Source organism: Tenacibaculum sp. A30 (assembly GCF_051200845.1).
In the GTDB taxonomy this organism is placed as follows: Bacteria; Bacteroidota; Bacteroidia; order Flavobacteriales; family Flavobacteriaceae; genus Polaribacter.
This window is the reverse complement of the sequence record NZ_CP195160.1, coordinates 1982662-2000860: the sequence shown is the minus strand read 5'-3', so window position 1 is coordinate 2000860 and position 18199 is coordinate 1982662. Positions and strand designations below refer to the sequence as shown.

The 18199-nt window shown below is 34.0% G+C and carries 16 protein-coding genes; 11 read left to right on the top strand and 5 right to left on the bottom strand.

All coding sequences use genetic code 11. From position 1 onward, the window contains the following. The first annotated feature begins 1 nt into the window (after position 1). From arsS to ACR9ES_RS09535, 6 genes are all read left to right on the top strand, one after another. Entirely contained in the window at positions 2–1054 is a 1053-nt protein-coding gene (gene arsS / locus ACR9ES_RS09560; protein ID WP_435254055.1) for an arsenosugar biosynthesis radical SAM (seleno)protein ArsS, read from the top strand. Between the two features lie 32 nt (positions 1055–1086). Further along, a complete protein-coding gene (locus ACR9ES_RS09555; RefSeq protein ID WP_435254054.1) occupies positions 1087–1704 on the top strand; it encodes a TIGR04282 family arsenosugar biosynthesis glycosyltransferase in 618 nt (205 codons plus the stop codon). A gap of 34 nt (positions 1705–1738) precedes the next feature. Beyond that, the gene (locus tag ACR9ES_RS09550) at positions 1739–2557 is read left to right on the top strand and encodes a purine-nucleoside phosphorylase (RefSeq protein WP_435254053.1); all 819 of its coding nucleotides are present in this window, start codon (positions 1739–1741) and stop codon (positions 2555–2557) included. 90 nt (positions 2558–2647) lie between these two features. Further along, positions 2648–3616, top strand: a complete 969-nt coding sequence (arsM, locus tag ACR9ES_RS09545; protein WP_435254052.1) for an arsenosugar biosynthesis arsenite methyltransferase ArsM — start codon at positions 2648–2650, stop codon at positions 3614–3616. Positions 3617–3736: 120 nt separating this feature from the next. Continuing rightward, entirely contained in the window at positions 3737–4357 is a 621-nt protein-coding gene (locus tag ACR9ES_RS09540; RefSeq protein WP_435254051.1) for a hypothetical protein, read from the top strand. Between the two features lie 51 nt (positions 4358–4408). Next, the gene (locus ACR9ES_RS09535; RefSeq protein ID WP_435254050.1) at positions 4409–6598 is read left to right on the top strand and encodes a transglycosylase domain-containing protein; all 2190 of its coding nucleotides are present in this window, start codon (positions 4409–4411) and stop codon (positions 6596–6598) included. A 1-nt stretch (position 6599) separates the two neighbouring features. Here the strand turns inward: ACR9ES_RS09535 and radA are convergent, their stop codons facing one another. The 4 genes from radA to panC all read right to left on the bottom strand — a co-directional run bounded on the left by radA (position 6600) and on the right by panC (position 10398). Further along, entirely contained in the window at positions 6600–7961 is a 1362-nt protein-coding gene (gene radA, locus ACR9ES_RS09530; RefSeq protein WP_125066508.1) for a DNA repair protein RadA, read from the bottom strand. Between the two features lie 183 nt (positions 7962–8144). Then, entirely contained in the window at positions 8145–9101 is a 957-nt protein-coding gene (locus ACR9ES_RS09525; protein WP_435254049.1) for a lysylphosphatidylglycerol synthase transmembrane domain-containing protein, read from the bottom strand. Between the two features lies 1 nt (position 9102). After that, positions 9103–9453 (bottom strand): aspartate 1-decarboxylase, encoded by a 351-nt coding sequence (gene panD, locus ACR9ES_RS09520; RefSeq protein ID WP_274634613.1) that lies wholly within the window; start codon positions 9451–9453, stop codon positions 9103–9105. Positions 9454–9549: 96 nt separating this feature from the next. Further along, entirely contained in the window at positions 9550–10398 is an 849-nt protein-coding gene (gene panC, locus ACR9ES_RS09515; RefSeq protein ID WP_435254048.1) for a pantoate--beta-alanine ligase, read from the bottom strand. A 96-nt stretch (positions 10399–10494) separates the two neighbouring features. Here panC and ACR9ES_RS09510 point away from each other — a divergent pair, with 96 nt between their 5' ends. From ACR9ES_RS09510 to ACR9ES_RS09495, 4 genes are all read left to right on the top strand, one after another. Next, positions 10495–11310 carry a glycogen/starch synthase gene (locus ACR9ES_RS09510; RefSeq protein WP_435254047.1) on the top strand — a complete coding sequence of 272 codons (816 nt, stop codon included), beginning with the start codon at positions 10495–10497 and terminating at the stop codon, positions 11308–11310. Then, a complete protein-coding gene (locus tag ACR9ES_RS09505) occupies positions 11310–12872 on the top strand; it encodes a DUF4270 family protein (RefSeq protein ID WP_435254046.1) in 1563 nt (520 codons plus the stop codon). The genes ACR9ES_RS09510 and ACR9ES_RS09505 overlap by 1 nt, the downstream gene beginning before the upstream one ends. 9 nt (positions 12873–12881) lie before the next feature. Continuing rightward, positions 12882–14738 carry a glutamine--fructose-6-phosphate transaminase (isomerizing) gene (glmS, locus tag ACR9ES_RS09500; protein ID WP_435254045.1) on the top strand — a complete coding sequence of 619 codons (1857 nt, stop codon included), beginning with the start codon at positions 12882–12884 and terminating at the stop codon, positions 14736–14738. A gap of 392 nt (positions 14739–15130) precedes the next feature. After that, on the top strand, positions 15131–15457 hold the full coding sequence (locus ACR9ES_RS09495) for a hypothetical protein (protein WP_299005444.1): 327 nt from the start codon (positions 15131–15133) through the stop codon (positions 15455–15457). An 87-nt stretch (positions 15458–15544) separates the two neighbouring features. On the opposite strand, the gene gdhA is transcribed toward ACR9ES_RS09495, so the two are convergent. Next, on the bottom strand, positions 15545–16888 hold the full coding sequence (gene gdhA / locus ACR9ES_RS09490; RefSeq protein WP_435254044.1) for an NADP-specific glutamate dehydrogenase: 1344 nt from the start codon (positions 16886–16888) through the stop codon (positions 15545–15547). Positions 16889–17061: 173 nt separating this feature from the next. Here gdhA and pheS point away from each other — a divergent pair, with 173 nt between their 5' ends. Continuing rightward, on the top strand, positions 17062–18093 hold the full coding sequence (gene pheS, locus ACR9ES_RS09485) for a phenylalanine--tRNA ligase subunit alpha (protein ID WP_435254043.1): 1032 nt from the start codon (positions 17062–17064) through the stop codon (positions 18091–18093). Positions 18094–18199 lie beyond the last annotated feature (106 nt).

The window sequence follows — 18199 nt, the reverse complement described above, 5'->3', positions numbered from 1 at the left end:
TATGAAGAAATCACTTTTAGCAAGAAATAATGACTTAGCAAACACGCAACACCAACTTAAAATCTTATCAAACGGGGTTTTTGCTGATGGCGAATTACCTACGTTTGCAAAAAAACTCAAAGAAACCAATCAGTTTCCTTTACGTCCTAAAAAATTAGAAATTCTTCAAATTAATTTAGGATACATGTGTAATCAAGTTTGTGCACATTGTCATGTAGATGCAGGTCCTGATCGAAAAGAAATTATGACCATAGAAACTATGGAACAATGCTTAGAAGTGATTCGAAAAACGGAAGCACACACCTTAGACTTAACAGGAGGTGCTCCTGAAATGAATCCAAGTTTTCGTTGGTTTGTCAAAGAAGCTTCCAAAGCAGGAATTAAAGATTTTATTGTTCGTTCTAACTTAACAATCATCAGAGCTAATAAAAAATATCACGACTTACCTGAGTTCTTCAAGAAACATAATATACATGTGGTCTCTTCTATGCCACATTGGACACGTGGAAAAACCGACAAACAACGTGGTGACGGTGTTTTCGACAAATCTATTGAAGCTTTAAAAATGTTAAACAACGTTGGTTACGGAATTGAAGGAACTGGTTTACAATTAGACTTGGTATACAATCCGTCAGGTGCCTTCTTACCAGGAGATCAAGCGGCATTAGAAAACGATTTTAAAAAAGCTTTAAAAGAAGATTTTGATATTGTTTTCAATTCACTTTTTGCCATTACCAATTTACCTATCAGTCGATTTTTAGATTACTTAATTGCTTCTGAAAATTATGAAGATTATATGTATTCCTTAGTAGAAGCCTACAATCCTATGGCAGTAGAAAACGTAATGTGTACCAATACCTTATCTGTAAGTTGGGACGGATATTTATACGATTGTGATTTCAACCAGATGCTAAACCTAAAAGTAGCCAGTAAATCCCAACATATTTCTGAATACAACGAAACATTGTTACAAAATAGAGATATCATTATCAACCAACATTGTTACGGATGTACCGCAGGGGCTGGAAGTAGCTGCCAAGGAACTGTAGCATAATGCATTAATTTCGAAACACCTTTACAAACAATATGTCTTTACTGCCAAAGTCAAAAAATCTTCTTTTAATTTTCACCAGAAACCCTGATTTAGGCAAAGTAAAAACGCGTTTAGCTAAAACCATCGGAGATCAAGCTGCGTTAGATATTTATAAATTCTTATTAGAACACACAAAACAAGTCACTCAAAATTTATCTTGTGACAAAGCCGTTTATTATTCCGTAAAAGTTCGTGAAAATGATATTTGGGATGCTTCAGTATATCAAAAGCACCTGCAAGATGGAAACGACTTAGGTATACGAATGCACAATGCTTTTCAACAAGCTTTTTCTACTGGATATGAAAAAGTTGTAATTATTGGTAGCGATTTACCTGATTTAACTTCTGAACATATCAATGTAGCTTTTGAAAAATTGAATTCTAATGATGTTGTTATGGGCCCTGCGGAAGATGGAGGTTATTACTTAATGGGCATGAAAAAACTTCATGCAAACATTTTTCAACATAAAGACTGGGGAACCTCAACTGTTAGAAAAGATACCTTAAACGATTTACAAAACGAATCAGTATTTTTGCTAGAAACCTTAAACGATGTAGATGTTTTTGACGATATCAAAAACAACCCAATATTCAATCAATTTTTAAACTAACCATCACTCTCCATAATAACAAACACGATATAAAATGCTAAAAAAACAACAACTACAAGAAACACAAGAGTTTCTTCAACATAAAGGAATTACCAACCCAGAAATAGGAATTGTTTTAGGAACAGGGTTAGGAAAATTAATCAATGAAATAACTATTGAGCAAGAAGTTTCCTATGCAGACATTCCCCACTTTCCACAAGCAACGGTAGAATTTCACTCCGGAAAGTTAATTTACGGAACTTTATCAGGTAAAAAAGTAGTTGTTATGTCTGGGCGTTTTCATATGTATGAAGGATATAATTTATGGGAAGTTACCTATGGTATCAGAACCATGCATGCGTTAGGTATTCAAACGTTGTTAGTTTCTAATGCTGCAGGAGCCATCAACCTTTCTTACAAAAAAGGTGATTTGATGTTACTAGAAGACCACTTGAATTTACAAGGAGGTTCTCCCCTAGCCTTTAAAGGAGCTAATGCCTTCGGAAATATTTTTGCCGATATGCTAGAACCGTATTCAAAAAAAATGAATACAAAAATGAAAGCAATCGCTAAAGCTAACGACATAGACCTGAAAGAAGGTGTATACGCTAGTGTTGTAGGTCCACAATTGGAAACCAGAGCTGAATACAGAATGTTACAAATTTTAGAAGTAGACGCGGTTGGAATGAGTACTGTTCCTGAAGTTATCGTAGCAAAACAACTCAACATTCCGTGTGCAGCCGTTTCGGTATTAACCGATGAGTGCGATCCTAAAAATTTACAACCTGTAGATATTACCGAAATCATTGAAGTTGCAGGAAAAGCTGAACCTAAAATGATTACACTTTTTAAAGAATTAATTACTAATTTATAGAAGCAAGACTATTAGACTCAAGAATCAAGACAAACAATACAAGTCTTTATTCTTTTATCTAACAGCGAAGCGGTCTTTAATCTTAAAAAGATGAGTTACTTAGAAACCACCAAAAATGTATATAAAGAAGCAGCCTTAACCCCTGATGTTGGTTTGTGCTGTACAACAAACCCTATTTGGGAGTTGCCAGGATTAAAAATTCCGAAAATTATGCAAGAAATGAACTACGGATGTGGTTCTACCGTGCATGCACGCGATTTAACCAACAACCCTAAAATATTATATGTAGGTGTTGGTGGCGGTATGGAATTGTTGCAGTTTGCGTATTTCTCACGTCAGAAAAACGGCGTGATCGGAATTGATGTAGTAGATGAAATGTTAGAAGCTTCTCAAAAGAATTTTATGGAAGCCGAAGCGCAAAACGATTGGTTTAAAAGTGAGTTTGTAGATTTACGCAAAGGTGATGCTTTACACTTACCTGTAGAGGATAATTCTATTGATGTAGCTGCTCAAAACTGTTTATTCAACATTTTTAAAGCTGAAGAACTGAAAAAAGCCATTGCTGAAATGTACCGTGTATTAAAACCTCACGGACGTTTGGTAATGAGCGATCCAACCTGTGAGCAACCTATGAACGAAACCTTACGTAATGACGAACGTTTACGTGCCTTATGTTTAAGCGGAAGTTTACCGATTGCGGAATATGTAAAGATGTTAACCGACGCTGGTTTTGGAACCATTGAAATCAGAGCGCGTAAACCATACAGAATTTTAGATCCTAAGAATTATCCTACCGATGAATTGATTTATATCGAATCGATTGAAGTAGCAGCGATTAAAGATCCGATGCCTGCTGATGGTCCATGTGTATTTACAGGTAAAGCTGCCATTTACTTTGGTGATGAAGATTATTTTGATGACGGAGCAGGACACACCTTATTAAAAAACCAACCGTTAGCAATTTGTGATAAAACAGCCGCGGATTTAAAAGCTTTAGGAAGAAACGATATCTTTTTCTCAGAATCTACCTATCATTACGATGGTGGTGGATGTTGTTAGAAACAAGCAAAAAACTAGTAAAAGCAATCTCACAAATGAGGTTGCTTTTTTATTTGATTCTGATTTTCTTTTTGATAGATTAGCTCAATTAAGCTAGATACTATTTTTAAATAGAAAAAAATGAAAAATTGGATTATTAACGAAAAAGAAACAACTAATCAATACCTAATAGCCACTCAAAAATCTATTTGGATTTCTGAACAATTAAAAGAATTAGACATAAATAAATTAATACATGATAAAAACTTAGGAAAAGTTAAAAGTCTGAGATATGAAGAAATTAAAGAGATTATTTTTATTGACACTGACTTCTCTATTGAATTTGTATTTAAAGATAGTGAAGTAGAAAAAATAACATACTCAATTAACAAAAGTGTTTTTAGACAAATTAAAACTTATTTTAAAAAACATCTTAGTGGAATCAAAATTAAAGACTACTCCCTTTTAAAACAAGTTTTACCTCAATTAACAACATTGACTTTAGGGTTAGTTTTTCTTTCTTTAACATACTCTACTGCTTTAGATTTAGAAAATGGACTTGAAATACCTGAAAGTAGCAAAAGCTCTATTATCAAGAAAACAATTCTTGTTTTAGCTGAATTAGTAGGTGCTTCTGGTTCAATTATTTTGGGTGTCATTTTTTCATTAATCTTTATTTTTTTAATAACTAAAAAATTACAGAACCCTAAAAAAGGTGAGGTTTTAAAACTAGATAAAACCTCAAAGTTAAAAACAGCATAAACATCAATGAGATCTCTACAATTTTAATAACTAGCATTCGTTTTTAGTATGATGAAAACACTAAAAAAAATACAACGCAAACTTAAAGAGAAAAAGAATTTACGCCTTTTATTGAAATCCATAACAGGACTCATCCTTTTTGGTATTCTTTCTGTTGTGGTATTATTCTCGTTAGTGTATTTTGAAGTATTTGGTAAACTCCCTAACAAAGAAGAGTTGACATCTATCATCAATGAAGAAGCTTCTTTAGTTTATTCGTCAGACGAAGTAATTATAGGTAAAGTATTTGCTGAGAATAGAACCAATGTTCAACTAGAACAAATTCCAAATCATTTAAAAGAAGCTTTAATAGCCACAGAAGATAAGCGATTTTACTCACATAATGGCTACGACGGTCAAAGCTATGCTCGTGTTTTCTTTAGAAGTATTTTACTACAAGACGCCTCAGGTGGTGGTGGAAGTACCATTACGCAACAGTTAATTAAAAACCTCTACGGAAGGCAGTATCATGGTTTTTTGAGCATGCCTATCAATAAAATTAAAGAACTCATCATTGCGAGTCGTATGGAGAAACTATACAGCAAAGATGAAATCTTGTTATTGTATTTAAACTCGGTTCCGTTTGGAGAAAATAACTTCGGAGTAGAATCGGCTGCTAATCGATTTTTTAATAAATCAGTCAACAAATTAAACATCGAAGAATCAGCCGTACTTGTAGGGATGCTAAAGGCTAACACCTATTACAATCCAAGATTGAATCCAGAAAATGCTAGGAAGCGTCGCAATACAGTTCTTCAGTTAATGAATAGCGAAGCCTATTTAAACAATAAAGTTACCGACAGTTTACAAAAACTACCTATTACACTTAACTATCATAATCTCGACATAAACACAACAGCTGGTTATTTTACCTATCAAGTAAAGAAAAAAGCTTCTGAGCTTATAAAAACCATTAATGAGACTTCTGACAGCGACTATGATTTAGAAACAGACGGATTAAAAATTCATACAACGCTGAATTATGAGATTCAAAAAATTGCTGAGAAATCTGCGAAGGAACAACTCATTATTAAGCAACAACAGTTAGACAAAGAATTAGCTTCAAACAGGCTAAAAAGTAGATGGCTAAAGAAGCAACAATTCACAGAAAACGATAAACAAAAGAGAACTATTCAACTCTTTGATTGGGATAGCACAAAAACCATTACTGGTAATAAAATTGATAGTCTTTGGTATTATGATAAAATGCTGAATGCATCTGTTTTGGTTACGAATCCGAAAAACGGAGCAGTAATTAGTTGGGTAGGCGGAAATAATTTTAATACGCTTCCTTTTGATATGGTGTTATCTCACCGTCAAATAGCCTCAGCCTTTAAACCATTTTTGTATGCTACAGCGTTGGAAAATGGAATTTCTCCGTGTGATTACTTTGAAAACGAAGAAAAAACCTATCCTGAATACGATAATTGGGAACCGAAAAATGCCGACCATAGCTCAACTCCCGACAAAAAAGTTGCCATGTGGTATGCGTTGATAAAATCTATGAATATTCCTAGTGTAAATCTATATTTTAAACTAGAAAAAGAATGGCTAATCGACACTTGTGAAAAGTTACTATTCCCAAAAATTACTAACGACGCTCCTTCTATTGCTTTAGGAACGTTAGATTTATCACTTTTTGAAACCACAAGAGCTTACGGTGCTTTTGCCAATAATGGAGAAATGAATGATTTGTACATGATTCATAAAATTACCGATAAGGAAGGAAATATCATTTATGAAAGCGAAGTGCAAAAACCCGAAAGAGTATTTACAGAAGAAAGCACACAAACCCTAACCACCATTTTACAGCAAGCAGTAGAACAAGGAACAGGAGCTAGCATAAGAAATAGGTATAAAATTAAAAGTCCGTTAGCCAGCAAAACAGGTACCGCTCAAAACTATACCAACGCTTGGTTTATGGCGTATACACCGAATATTGTTCTCGGAACTTGGGTCGGAACTTCTAAAAACGACATACACTTTAATAGCGGAAATGGTTCGGGGTCTTCTTTAGCCCTACCAATTGTTGCTAACATTCTAAAAGAAATAGAAAACAATCCTGAGTTAAGAAATAAATATTTAACTCCTTTTGATATTCCTAATGAAATTTCTTTGTCAATAAACTGTCCTCCTTACAGAGAAAAAGGAATTAAAGGGTTTTTCAACAGACTTTTTGGAAAGAAAAAGGAAGAAAATTAACCTAGGCAAACAACGTAGCAAAAGCCTCTTCAATCTTACTAACTAAGATTAGTTTTATCGAATGATTTTTGCTCGTAATCTTATTGTATTTTGAGGTTACAAAGGTTTTATAGCCTAATTTTTCAGCTTCGGTAATGCGCTGATCTATTTTAGAAACAGGACGAATCTCACCTGCTAAACCAACCTCAGCAGCAAAACACACATCAGGATTGATGGCTAAATCTTGATTTGACGATAAAATTGCTGCTACCACTGCTAAATCTATCGCAGGATCGTCTACATGAATTCCTCCCGTAACATTTAAAAACACATCTTTCGCTCCTAATTTGAATCCCGCACGTTTTTCTAACACTGCCAAAATCATGTGTAAACGTTTTAAGTTGTAACCTGTGGTAGTTCTTTGTGGTGTTCCGTAAACCGCTGTTGAAACTAAGGCTTGAATTTCTATCATTAACGGACGAATACCTTCTAACGTGGATGCAATCGCAGTTCCACTTAAATCCGCATCTTTTTTAGATATTAAGATTTCTGAAGGGTTCGATACTTCTCGTAATCCGTCTGATAACATTTCGTAGATTCCTAACTCAGCCGTAGAACCAAAACGGTTTTTTTGTGAGCGTAAAATTCGGTAGGTGTGATTTCGATCTCCTTCAAATTGCAACACTACATCTACCATGTGTTCTAAAATTTTAGGTCCTGCAATATGTCCTTCTTTATTGATATGTCCGATTAACAATACTGGAGTTGCTGTTTCTTTTGCAAACTTGATGAGTTCTGCGGAAGTTTCTCGTATTTGTGAAATACTTCCTGGTGAAGCTTCAATCGTATCCGTATGTAAAGTTTGAATAGAATCAATCACCAGTACATCAGGCTGAACTTCTTCTATGTTTTTAAAAATCTGTTGGGTGTTGGTTTCTGTAAGAATTAAACAATTAGGATTTTTCCCTTCGATACGCTCAGCTCTCATTTTAATCTGCGACTGGCTTTCTTCCCCAGAAACATACAACACTTTTTGTGGAATTTGTAAAGCAATCTGTAACAACAAGGTAGATTTACCAATCCCTGGTTCTCCTCCTAATAACACTACTGCTCCTTTTACCAATCCGCCACCTAAAACCGTATCTAATTCTTGGTTTTTAGTTCCAAAACGTTCTTCTGGATTCAGTTGAATATCTTCAACACGTAAAGGTTTTGCAACTCTTTTTTGTGAGTTTGATGGCGATTTCCAACTTCTTTTTTCTTCTTTTTGAATTACTTCTTCAACAATAGTATTCCATTCTTTACATGAGCCACATTGCCCTACCCATTGCGCATGTTGCGCTCCACAGTTTTGACAGAAAAAAGTTGTTTTGGTTTTTGCCATTGGTTTAGTTTAACACATTTTAAATATTGAAAAATGCTAAAGTTACAAGTTTCAAATATAAAATACTTTGCTTTTTTATTGAACAAATGTTTGCGTTAGCGATTGCAGCAATTGTTTGAGCTCTTTTTTGTTCTTAAAAACAAAAAAAGCGAGTGCGGAAAGCGCGACCTGAAAGGGAACGCCCTATATTTTTTTATTTCTATTATAAATAGGCAAGAACAAAAATGCTAATCCGCCAAAAATGATAATCATAGCGGTTTGGGCAGTCCACATAATCCAACCAAAAGCGGTTGCAGGCTCTTCTGCAATTCCGAATAACGCTAAGGCTCCAGCTACAGCAACAGGATACAAACCGATACCTCCGTTAGTAGCTGCAATTGCAAATCCACCAGCGATAAAACCGATTAAAACACCTCCTAATGGAACTTGTAACCCTTCAATTGCGGGAATGGTTGCCCAAAACATTAGCACATACATCACCCAAATGAATACCGTATGGAATATAAACGCCCATTTGTGTTTCATTTTGAAGATACTCATTAGCCCTTCAACCAAACCGACTACAAAGTTTTTAATTTTTAATCCGATACCTGATTGTGCTTTTTTTACAAAACGTGTAAAAACTACAAAAAGCAACACTAAACCTGCTAAAAGTATACTGATTTTAATAGGATTGAAGTTTTTGGTAAGCAGTTGATAAATAAAATCGAATTGTACAAAAAGAGTAATAGCAACGATACTTAGCATCATTAACAAATCTGCCATTCGTTCGGCAACGATGGTTCCGAAGCCTTTTTCGAACGGAATGTTTTCGTAATTTGTCATCACCGCTGCACGCGACACTTCTCCGGCTCTTGGTACTGCATAATTTACCAAGTAGGCCACTAAAACCGCCATGGTACTATTACCAAAGTTTGGTTTATATCCCATTGGCTCTAATAAAAACTTCCAACGATAAGCACGAGATAAGTGACTTAATATTCCGAAGAAAAGCCCTAAAGCTATCCACGAATATTTAGCATTTTTAAAATATTGAACTAAGGTTTCTATTGAAATTTTTGACAATGAATACCAAACTAAAAAACCTCCCAAAATGAGAGGTAATAGTATTTTTGTAATTTTTTTGACTGATAAACTCAAACTATTCTAGCAAGTTATTTTCTTCGTTAGGAAATACCAATTGTGGTTTAAATTTCTTCGCTTCTTCTAGTTCCATAAAGGCATACACAATTAAAATAAGTATGTCTCCTTTTTGAACTCTACGAGCAGCGGCACCATTCAATGTAATTTCACCACTTCTTCTTGGTCCAGGAATCGCATAAGTTTCTAAACGCTCACCATTATTGTTGTTTACAATTTGAACGCGTTCACCTTCAATAATACCTGCTGCATCCATTAAATCTTCATCAATGGTAATGCTTCCTATATAGTTTAAATCCGCGTTAGTTACTTTAACACGGTGGATTTTAGATTTTACTACTTGTACTAACATGCTGCAAAAATAGTTGTTTTTTAATGAATACTAAGTTGTTTTTTAATGATTTTAACATTATTATAAAACCTGATTTCTTACCTAGTCTTCAACCGTTTAATCCTTTAAACGAATATTATCAATCAAACGAATATCTCCTGCAAAAACAGCTATAAAAGCGCGGTATTTTGTGTTTGCTTCCTTTTTTGTTGCTGTTTGCAAGGTTTTTTCATCTGCAATAGTAAAATACTCCAGCTCTAGCAACGGATGTTTTTTGAACTGTTTTTCTACCCATTTGGTTAACTCTTCTGGACTTTTGGAACCAAATTTCATTTTTGCCTTTTTTAAGGTTTTATAAATAAAAGGTGCAGCTTCTCTATACTCTTTAGTCAATCGTGTATTTCGAGAGCTCATAGCCAACCCATCTTCTTCTCTAAAAATTGGTCTTCCTTTTACTATTACTGGTAGCTCATATTTTTCAACTAATTTTTTGATGATTTGTAATTGTTGAAAGTCTTTCTTCCCAAAATAAGCTGTATTTGGCTCAACGATTTCAAACAAGGTTTTTACAATTGTACCTACTCCATCAAAATGACCATCCCTAAACTTTCCTTCCATTTGATGTTCTAAACCATCAAAATCAAATTTTTCTGAAACTACATTTTCAGCATAAATTTCCTCTACCGAAGGGAAAAATAACACATCACAATTAACCGACTCTAGTAAAGCTATATCGTTATCGTATGTTTTAGGATATTTGGCTAAATCCTCCTTATTATCAAACTGAGTTGGGTTTACAAAAACGCTAACAACAGCAAGGTCGTGCTTCTTTTTTGCTCTTTTTATAAGTGACAAATGCCCTTGGTGAAGAGCTCCCATCGTTGGGACAAATCCGATAGACTTTTCATCTTTTTTTTGAGTTGATAAAAACTCTTTTAATTCGGATTTTCTTGTGAAAATTTTCATTGTTATTTTATTGAAATGCATGCAAAATTAGCAATTTAACACGATTTTTGCATTAATTTTCGTATTTTTGCACCTTCAATAAAAGAGACCGATTTAATGAAGGATAAGAGAATTTTATATGTTTCGTCTGAGGTTACCCCTTATTTACCAGAAACAGAATTATCGTCTACCGCATTTAACGTTGCTAAAAATGCACATTCTAAAGGAATTCAAACCCGTATTTTCATGCCTCGCTTTGGGGTAATTAACGAGCGCAGGCATCAATTGCACGAAGTTATTCGTCTTTCGGGTATGAACCTGATTATTAACGACATGGACATGCCTTTGATAATTAAAGTTGCCTCTATTCCTAAAGAAAGAATGCAAGTATACTTTATTGACAATGATGAATACTTTAAACGTAAAGCAGTTTATTCTGACGAAGATGATAAGCTTTTTGAGGATAACGATGAACGTATGATCTTCTTCGCTAAAGGTGTTGTTGAAACCGTTAAAAAACTAAACTGGGCTCCAGATATTATTCATGTTCACGGATGGATGGCCTCTTTATTACCTCTATATTTAAGAGAATATTATAAAGAAGAACCTTTGTTTGCAGAAAGTAAGATTGTAACTTCGCTGTATAATAGTGACATTGAAGATTTAAATAAAGAAATGGCTAACAAGGTTCGTTTTGACAAGATTGAGGAATCTAAAGTAGTAACCATCGAAACACCAAGTCATTTAAATATTTTAAAAAGCGCTATTGAAAACTCAGATGCTGTCATAAAAGGTAGTGAAGTTTTACCAGACGAAATTGAAGCTTTTATTGAAGAAGCAAATGCAAAAGTGTTAGATTTCCAGTCTGAAGAGACTTTAACCGAAGCATATTTAGAATTTTACAAAGAAAACGTTTTAGAATTAAGCGAATAATGATTAGAAAAATTGGTGCATTAGGTATTAGCCTGTTATGTTTAGCAGCTTTTACATCTTGTGAAAAAGACTTTAGTGATGTAGGAACAAATGTTGTTACAAACGATAAATTTGAAACAGGAGAAATTTTATTAGATGTTGAAATCACTCCTATAGATATTCAAAAAGTTCAAGCAGACAATATCAATGCTAGTATTAGTGAGTATTGGTTGGGTGTGTACAACAACCCTAACGGAAAAAAGATTGAAGCCTCTATCGTTTCTCAACTAGGTTTTATTGAAAGCCCAAACAATAAGAATACAGACACAACTGTTTTTAACCTTGAGAAGGTTATCTTAAAAATTCCTTATCAAGCAACTTCTACAGGTACTACTGATAATGTAACAACTTTTAGGCTAGACTCTATTTTAGGAGATCCTAACGTAGCTACTTCTATTCAAGTATTACAAAACGAAACATACCTAAACACGTTAAACCCTAACGATCCGTCTAAAAAGAATACATTCTTTTCTGATGATGAATACGCAGGAAACGTAGTGTTAAACGAAGATGGTGGCATATATGAGTTAAAGCCTAAAGCCACAGATACGGTATTTATTTTTGATAGAATTGACAGATCTATCTCGTTAACAAATACAACAACATATAAAGATACTATCAGAGCTACAAACTCACAAGATTTGAATGTTCCGTTTTTGGCAATTCCTTTAGATCTAACTACAATGAAAACCTTATTTTGGGATGAATTTCAAAGTGGAAAATTCGCTTCTAAAGAGGCTTTTGATAATTACTTTAGAGGGATTAAAATAATTGCTACAGGAAATGACGGATCTATAGTTCCGCTTAATTTGACCTCTGCAAATCCAGCACCATCTATAGATTTCTTATACACTAGGTCTGACGTTGATGGCACAACAATAAAGAATACTGCTAAAGAAGTGTTTAGTTTCCCTCTTTCTGGAGTAAGAAACAGTGTTTATAAAATGACGGACGCTACTTCAGCTGCTCCTGCAAACAATTTTGTAATTCAAGGAACTGCAGGTAGTATGGCAGAAGTTAAAATTTTAGATGACACCATACTTCAAGAATTAAAAAGTCAAAATCTTTTAATTAATGATGCCTCACTAACATTTTATGTTAACCAAAGCATTAACAGCGACAAAAGCACCACACCTCAGCAATTATTCTTGTATCAGAATAAAGACAACGGTGCAGGAGAAATTTCTCCTACCCATATTTCAGATGTTTATACTGAAACAGGTACTTTTGGAGGAAGTCTTAGTTTAGCAGAGGATAACAAAACTCCTGAAAAATATACTTTTAGAATCACTAACTATATTACTAATTTATTAGCTGGTGAAGATAATTTTACAGCCGAACCATTAGTATTGAAAGTGTACAATGCTACAGATTTCCCTACTACAAGTAGTACTGGAGGAGTTAACACAAACGTAAAAACATACAATTGGAATCCTAGAGCAGTAACTTTATTAAATGGAAATGAAACTGCTAATGGAACAAAAAAAGCTGTTTTTAAAATATCATATTCAAAAGAAAAATAAGAAATTGTTATGTGTGGAATCACAGGTTATATAGGACATAGAGATGCTTACCCTATTGTAATTAACGGGTTAAAGCGTTTAGAGTATAGAGGTTACGATAGTGCGGGCATCATGATGTACGATGGTGAAGCAATGCATTTATCTAAAACCAAAGGAAAAGTTTCTGATTTAGAAGTAATTACCAACAAAGAAGAAGAACGAAAAGTTGGAAAAATAGGAATAGGACACACGCGTTGGGCAACTCATGGTGTACCTAATGACGTAAATTCACATCCACATTTTTCTCAATCTGGAGATTTAGTGATTGTACATAACGGTATTATTGAGAATTACGATACTATTAAAAAAGAGTTAATCTCTAGAGGTTACGAATTTAAAAGTGATACTGATACTGAAGTTTTAGTAAACCTTATTGAAGAAGTTAAGAAAAGCGAAGGTTGCAAACTAGGTAAAGCTGTTCAAATAGCCCTGACGAATGTTATTGGAGCTTATGCTATTGCTGTTTTTGACAAAACTAAACCGAACGAGTTAGTCGTAGCCCGTTTGGGCAGCCCTATTGCTATAGGTGTTGGAAAAAACAACGAAGAGTTTTTTGTTGCTTCTGATGCTTCTCCTTTTATTGAATACACTAAAGATGCTATTTACCTTGAAGATGGTGAGTTAGCAATTATAAAGAAGAACAAGGGTATCAAAGTTCGTAAAATTGATAACGACAAAGAGATTGATGTTAATATTCAAGAGCTTCAATTAAGTTTAGAGCAAATAGAAAAAGGTGGTTACGACCACTTTATGTTGAAAGAAATTTACGAGCAACCTAAAGCGATTATCGATACGTATAGAGGTAGAATGCTAGCCAATGAGGGAATTATCCGAATGGCTGGTGTTGATGATAATATGTCTAAATTTTTAAATGCAGACAGAATTATTATTGTTGCTTGTGGTACTTCTTGGCACGCAGGATTGGTCGGCGAATATCTTTTTGAAGATATGGCTCGTATTCCTGTTGAAGTAGAATATGCTTCTGAATTTAGATATCGTAACCCAATAATAACTCCAAATGATGTGGTAATTGCTATTTCGCAATCAGGAGAAACTGCTGATACTTTAGCTGCTATTAAATTAGCAAAATCTAAAGGAGCTTTTGTATTTGGAGTATGTAACGTAGTAGGTTCGTCTATTGCCAGAGAAACGCATGCTGGGGCTTATACGCATGCTGGACCAGAAATTGGAGTAGCTTCTACAAAAGCATTTACAACACAAATAACAGTGCTTTCTTTGATAGCTTTAAAGTTAGCGCAAGCAAAAGGAACCTTATCTACATCAGCTGTAAACAACTACTTGCAAACGATGCAGCAAATTCCTACGCAAGTAGAGAACTTATTAAAGATTGATGCTCAAGTTAAAGAAATAGCAGATGTTTATAAAGACGCAAAAAACTGCTTATATTTAGGTAGAGGTTTTAACTTCCCTGTTGCTTTAGAAGGAGCTTTAAAACTAAAAGAGATTTCTTATATCCATGCTGAAGGATATCCTGCTGCAGAAATGAAACATGGACCTATCGCTTTAATTGATGAAAACATGCCTGTTTTTGTAATCGCTACTAGTAGAGGTCATTATGAAAAGGTAGTAAGTAACATTCAAGAAATTAAATCGAGAAGCGGTAAAATTGTGGCAATCGTTACCGAAGGTGATGAAACAGTTAAAGAAATTGCCGATCACGTAATCGAGATTCCTGATACTGAAGAAGCATTTACCCCTTTACTAACTACAATCCCATTACAGTTACTATCATACCATATAGCTGTAATGTTAGGTAAAAATGTAGATCAACCAAGAAACTTAGCAAAATCGGTTACTGTAGAATAATGAATCGATTTTTCTTTAAAATATAAATCCTGAGAGTTTTCTCAGGATTTTTTTATGTCTTTTCGCAAAGAATTATCATAAAAAACAGCGTGTAAAAGGAATCTTTAAGATAGTTATAACCTAAAACTAACCCTTAGAAATATTAATTTTTCTTAAATTCTCTAAATAAAATCAGCATCTTAAATGGAAAACAAATTATTTATTGAAAAACAAGAAATGAAATCAACAAAAAAGATAAATATTATCAATATTAACCCTATGTTAACTAACCAATCGTTACTCATTCTTTTACCTTAAAACAATCTTTTATTAACCAACAAAAAAATACTCAAACAACTCATTAACAGTACTTTTACAGCAACAAATTTTAACAAACTCTAAATCTCTAAAAAATGAAAAAGTTATTTGTATTAGTATTCGTAAGCTTAATGAGCACTTCGGCATTTTCTGCAAACGAAAATCCTGCTAAGGAACAAATTAGAACAAGAATCGTTGAACTATTGGGCAATCCCAATTTTGTTCTCGAAAAAGAAGTAAAGACTACCGTTGAGTTTTTAATAAACAAAAACGGAGAAATAGTTATTTTGAATGTTAATTGTGATACTGAACAAGTTTGTCACTATGTAAAAAGCAGATTAAATTACAAACTAATAAATAAAGAATTAACAGTTAAGAACCATATTTATAAAATGCCTTTAACTATTAATAATAGTAAATAACACCTTATATAATTATTTTATTCTCCTAATAAAAAACAAAACCTCATAGATGTCTATGAGGTTTTTACTTTTTATATGCGGTATTTATTACACAGCTCCTTGATCTAACATTGCATCAGCAACTTTAACGAAACCTGCAACATTTGCTCCCTTAACATAATCAACATACCCACCTTCTTGTGTACCATACTTTACACAAGCTTCGTGAATATTGTTCATAATTGAATGTAATTTAGCATCGACTTCTTCACGAGTCCAAGACAAACGTAAAGAGTTTTGAGACATTTCTAATCCAGATGTAGCTACGCCTCCTGCATTAGATGCTTTTCCTGGTGCAAATAATATTTTTGCTTTTTGAAACACCTCAATAGCTTCTGGAGTAGAAGGCATGTTTGCTCCTTCAGCCACACAAATACATCCGTTAGCAACTAAAGTTGTAGCCTCTTCACCGTTTAACTCATTTTGAGTTGCACATGGTAAGGCCACATCACACTTAGTTCCCCAAGGTCTTTCTCCTTTAAAGAATTTTGCTGATGGATATTGATCTACATATTCACTAATACGTCCACGCTTTACATTCTTTAACTCTTGTACAAAAGCTAATTTTTCAGCATCAATACCATTTTCATCATAGATATAACCCGATGAATCAGATAAAGTAACAACTTTAGCTCCTAATTGAGTTGCTTTTTCAGTGGCATATTGTGCTACGTTACCAGAACCAGAAACAACTACAGTTTTACCTTCAAAAGAATCTCCTTTTGTTTTTAACATGTTTTCTGCAAAGTAAACATCACCATAACCTGTAGCTTCAGGACGGATTAATGAACCTCCCCAAGAAGCTCCTTTACCAGTTAACACTCCAGTAAATTCGTTACGTAAACGTTTGTACTGACCAAACATGTATCCGATTTCACGACCACCAACACCAATATCTCCAGCAGGAACATCAGTATCAGGACCAATATGACGCGCTAATTCTGTCATAAAAGATTGACAAAAAGCCATAACTTCACGATCAGATTTTCCTTTAGGGTTAAAGTCAGATCCTCCTTTGCCTCCACCCATTGGTAAGGTAGTTAATGAGTTTTTGAATACTTGTTCAAATCCTAAGAACTTTAAAATTGATAAGTTTACTGATGGATGAAAACGTAAACCTCCTTTGTAAGGACCAATAGCTGAGTTAAACTCAACTCTATACCCTCTGTTTACTTGAGTTTCTCCGTTATCATCAACCCAAGGTACTCTAAACATAATCGTACGCTCAGGCTCTACCATGCGTTCTAGTAACTTTTTACCTTGATACTTTGGATTGTTTTCTATAAACGGAATTACAGTTTCTGCTACTTCATGTACAGCTTGCAGAAACTCTGGTTCGTATGCATTACGTTCTTTAACGTAATCCATAAATGCATTTATTTTAGATTCCATAAATTTAGTTGTTCTGTATTTTTACTATACAAATATACTTAATTTCCAATTTTTTAATTTCCATTTTACTGGTTAATTTCCTTGTTTCGCTAGTATTATAAGCAAAGACTCTTAAAACCCCTTTTTTTTTCACAAAAAAACGTAAATTTGCCACTTAACTTTTGGACAGATATATGTTAGACAAGGTAAAAGAATTGATTGGAGAGGTAAATGCTTTTAATACAACTTCAAAAGAAGAAATTGAAGCGTTTAGAATTAAGTATTTAGGAAGTAAAGGGATTTTAAAAGATTTATTTGCTGAATTTAAGAATGTACCTAACGACCAAAAGAAAGAATTTGGTCAAACCATCAATTTACTTAAAACTTCTGCTGAAGATAAGGTAAACGCATTAAAAGAAGCTATTGAAAATGCTGTTGAAGATAATGGTGTTTATGGCGATTTAACGCGTCCGTCTGAGCCTATCAATTTAGGTTCTCGCCACCCTATTTCTTTAGTAAAAAATCAAATCATTGAAGTGTTCAACCGAATTGGCTTTACCGTTTCTGAAGGTCCAGAAATTGAAGATGATTGGCATAACTTTACTGCGTTAAACTTACCAGAATATCACCCAGCACGTGATATGCAGGATACTTTCTTTATTGAAAAATCCCGAAACGTCGGGACTGATACGTTGCTAAGAACACACACCTCATCGGTGCAAGTACGTTATATGGAAAACAACGAACCTCCAATTCGTACAATTTCTCCAGGTCGTGTATTTAGAAATGAGGACATTTCTGCACGTGCACACTGTATTTTCCACCAAGTAGAAGGTTTATACATTGATACTGATGTTTCTTTTGCTGATTTAAAACAAACCTTATTATACTTTACCAAAGAAATGTTTGGTAAATCTAAAATACGTTTACGTCCGTCATATTTCCCGTTTACTGAGCCAAGTGCTGAAGTAGATATTTACTGGGGACTAGAGACTGAAACCGACTATAGAATTACCAAAGGTACTGGTTGGTTAGAAATTATGGGATGCGGTATGGTAGATCCTAATGTATTAAAGAACTGTAATATCGACCCTACAAAATATAGCGGTTACGCTTTCGGAATGGGTATTGAGCGTATTGCAATGTTGTTATACCAAATTCCAGATATCCGTATGTTCTACGAAAATGACAAACGTTTCTTAGAACAATTTAAATCGGTAATTTAATTTTTTTAATTTGATAAAGAATACTCCTATTTTACTTGTCTCAAGTATCGGATTAATTGTTTTTGGACTTAATGCTTTCTTTGAATTTATTCCTTTTGAAAATCAA

Coding starts and splice junctions, on each gene's coding strand:
- gdhA (WP_435254044.1), bottom strand. CDS start 16,888: ATGGAATCTAAAATAAATGCATTTATGGATTACGTTAAAGAACGTAAT.
- glmS (WP_435254045.1), top strand. CDS start 12,882: ATGTGTGGAATCACAGGTTATATAGGACATAGAGATGCTTACCCTATT.
- radA (WP_125066508.1), bottom strand. CDS start 7,961: ATGGCAAAAACCAAAACAACTTTTTTCTGTCAAAACTGTGGAGCGCAA.
- ACR9ES_RS09540 (WP_435254051.1), top strand. CDS start 3,737: ATGAAAAATTGGATTATTAACGAAAAAGAAACAACTAATCAATACCTA.
- panD (WP_274634613.1), bottom strand. CDS start 9,453: ATGTTAGTACAAGTAGTAAAATCTAAAATCCACCGTGTTAAAGTAACT.
- pheS (WP_435254043.1), top strand. CDS start 17,062: ATGTTAGACAAGGTAAAAGAATTGATTGGAGAGGTAAATGCTTTTAAT.
- ACR9ES_RS09535 (WP_435254050.1), top strand. CDS start 4,409: ATGAAAACACTAAAAAAAATACAACGCAAACTTAAAGAGAAAAAGAAT.
- arsS (WP_435254055.1), top strand. CDS start 2: ATGAAGAAATCACTTTTAGCAAGAAATAATGACTTAGCAAACACGCAA.
- arsM (WP_435254052.1), top strand. CDS start 2,648: ATGAGTTACTTAGAAACCACCAAAAATGTATATAAAGAAGCAGCCTTA.
- ACR9ES_RS09495 (WP_299005444.1), top strand. CDS start 15,131: ATGAAAAAGTTATTTGTATTAGTATTCGTAAGCTTAATGAGCACTTCG.
- ACR9ES_RS09555 (WP_435254054.1), top strand. CDS start 1,087: ATGTCTTTACTGCCAAAGTCAAAAAATCTTCTTTTAATTTTCACCAGA.
- panC (WP_435254048.1), bottom strand. CDS start 10,398: ATGAAAATTTTCACAAGAAAATCCGAATTAAAAGAGTTTTTATCAACT.
- ACR9ES_RS09550 (WP_435254053.1), top strand. CDS start 1,739: ATGCTAAAAAAACAACAACTACAAGAAACACAAGAGTTTCTTCAACAT.
- ACR9ES_RS09510 (WP_435254047.1), top strand. CDS start 10,495: ATGAAGGATAAGAGAATTTTATATGTTTCGTCTGAGGTTACCCCTTAT.
- ACR9ES_RS09505 (WP_435254046.1), top strand. CDS start 11,310: ATGATTAGAAAAATTGGTGCATTAGGTATTAGCCTGTTATGTTTAGCA.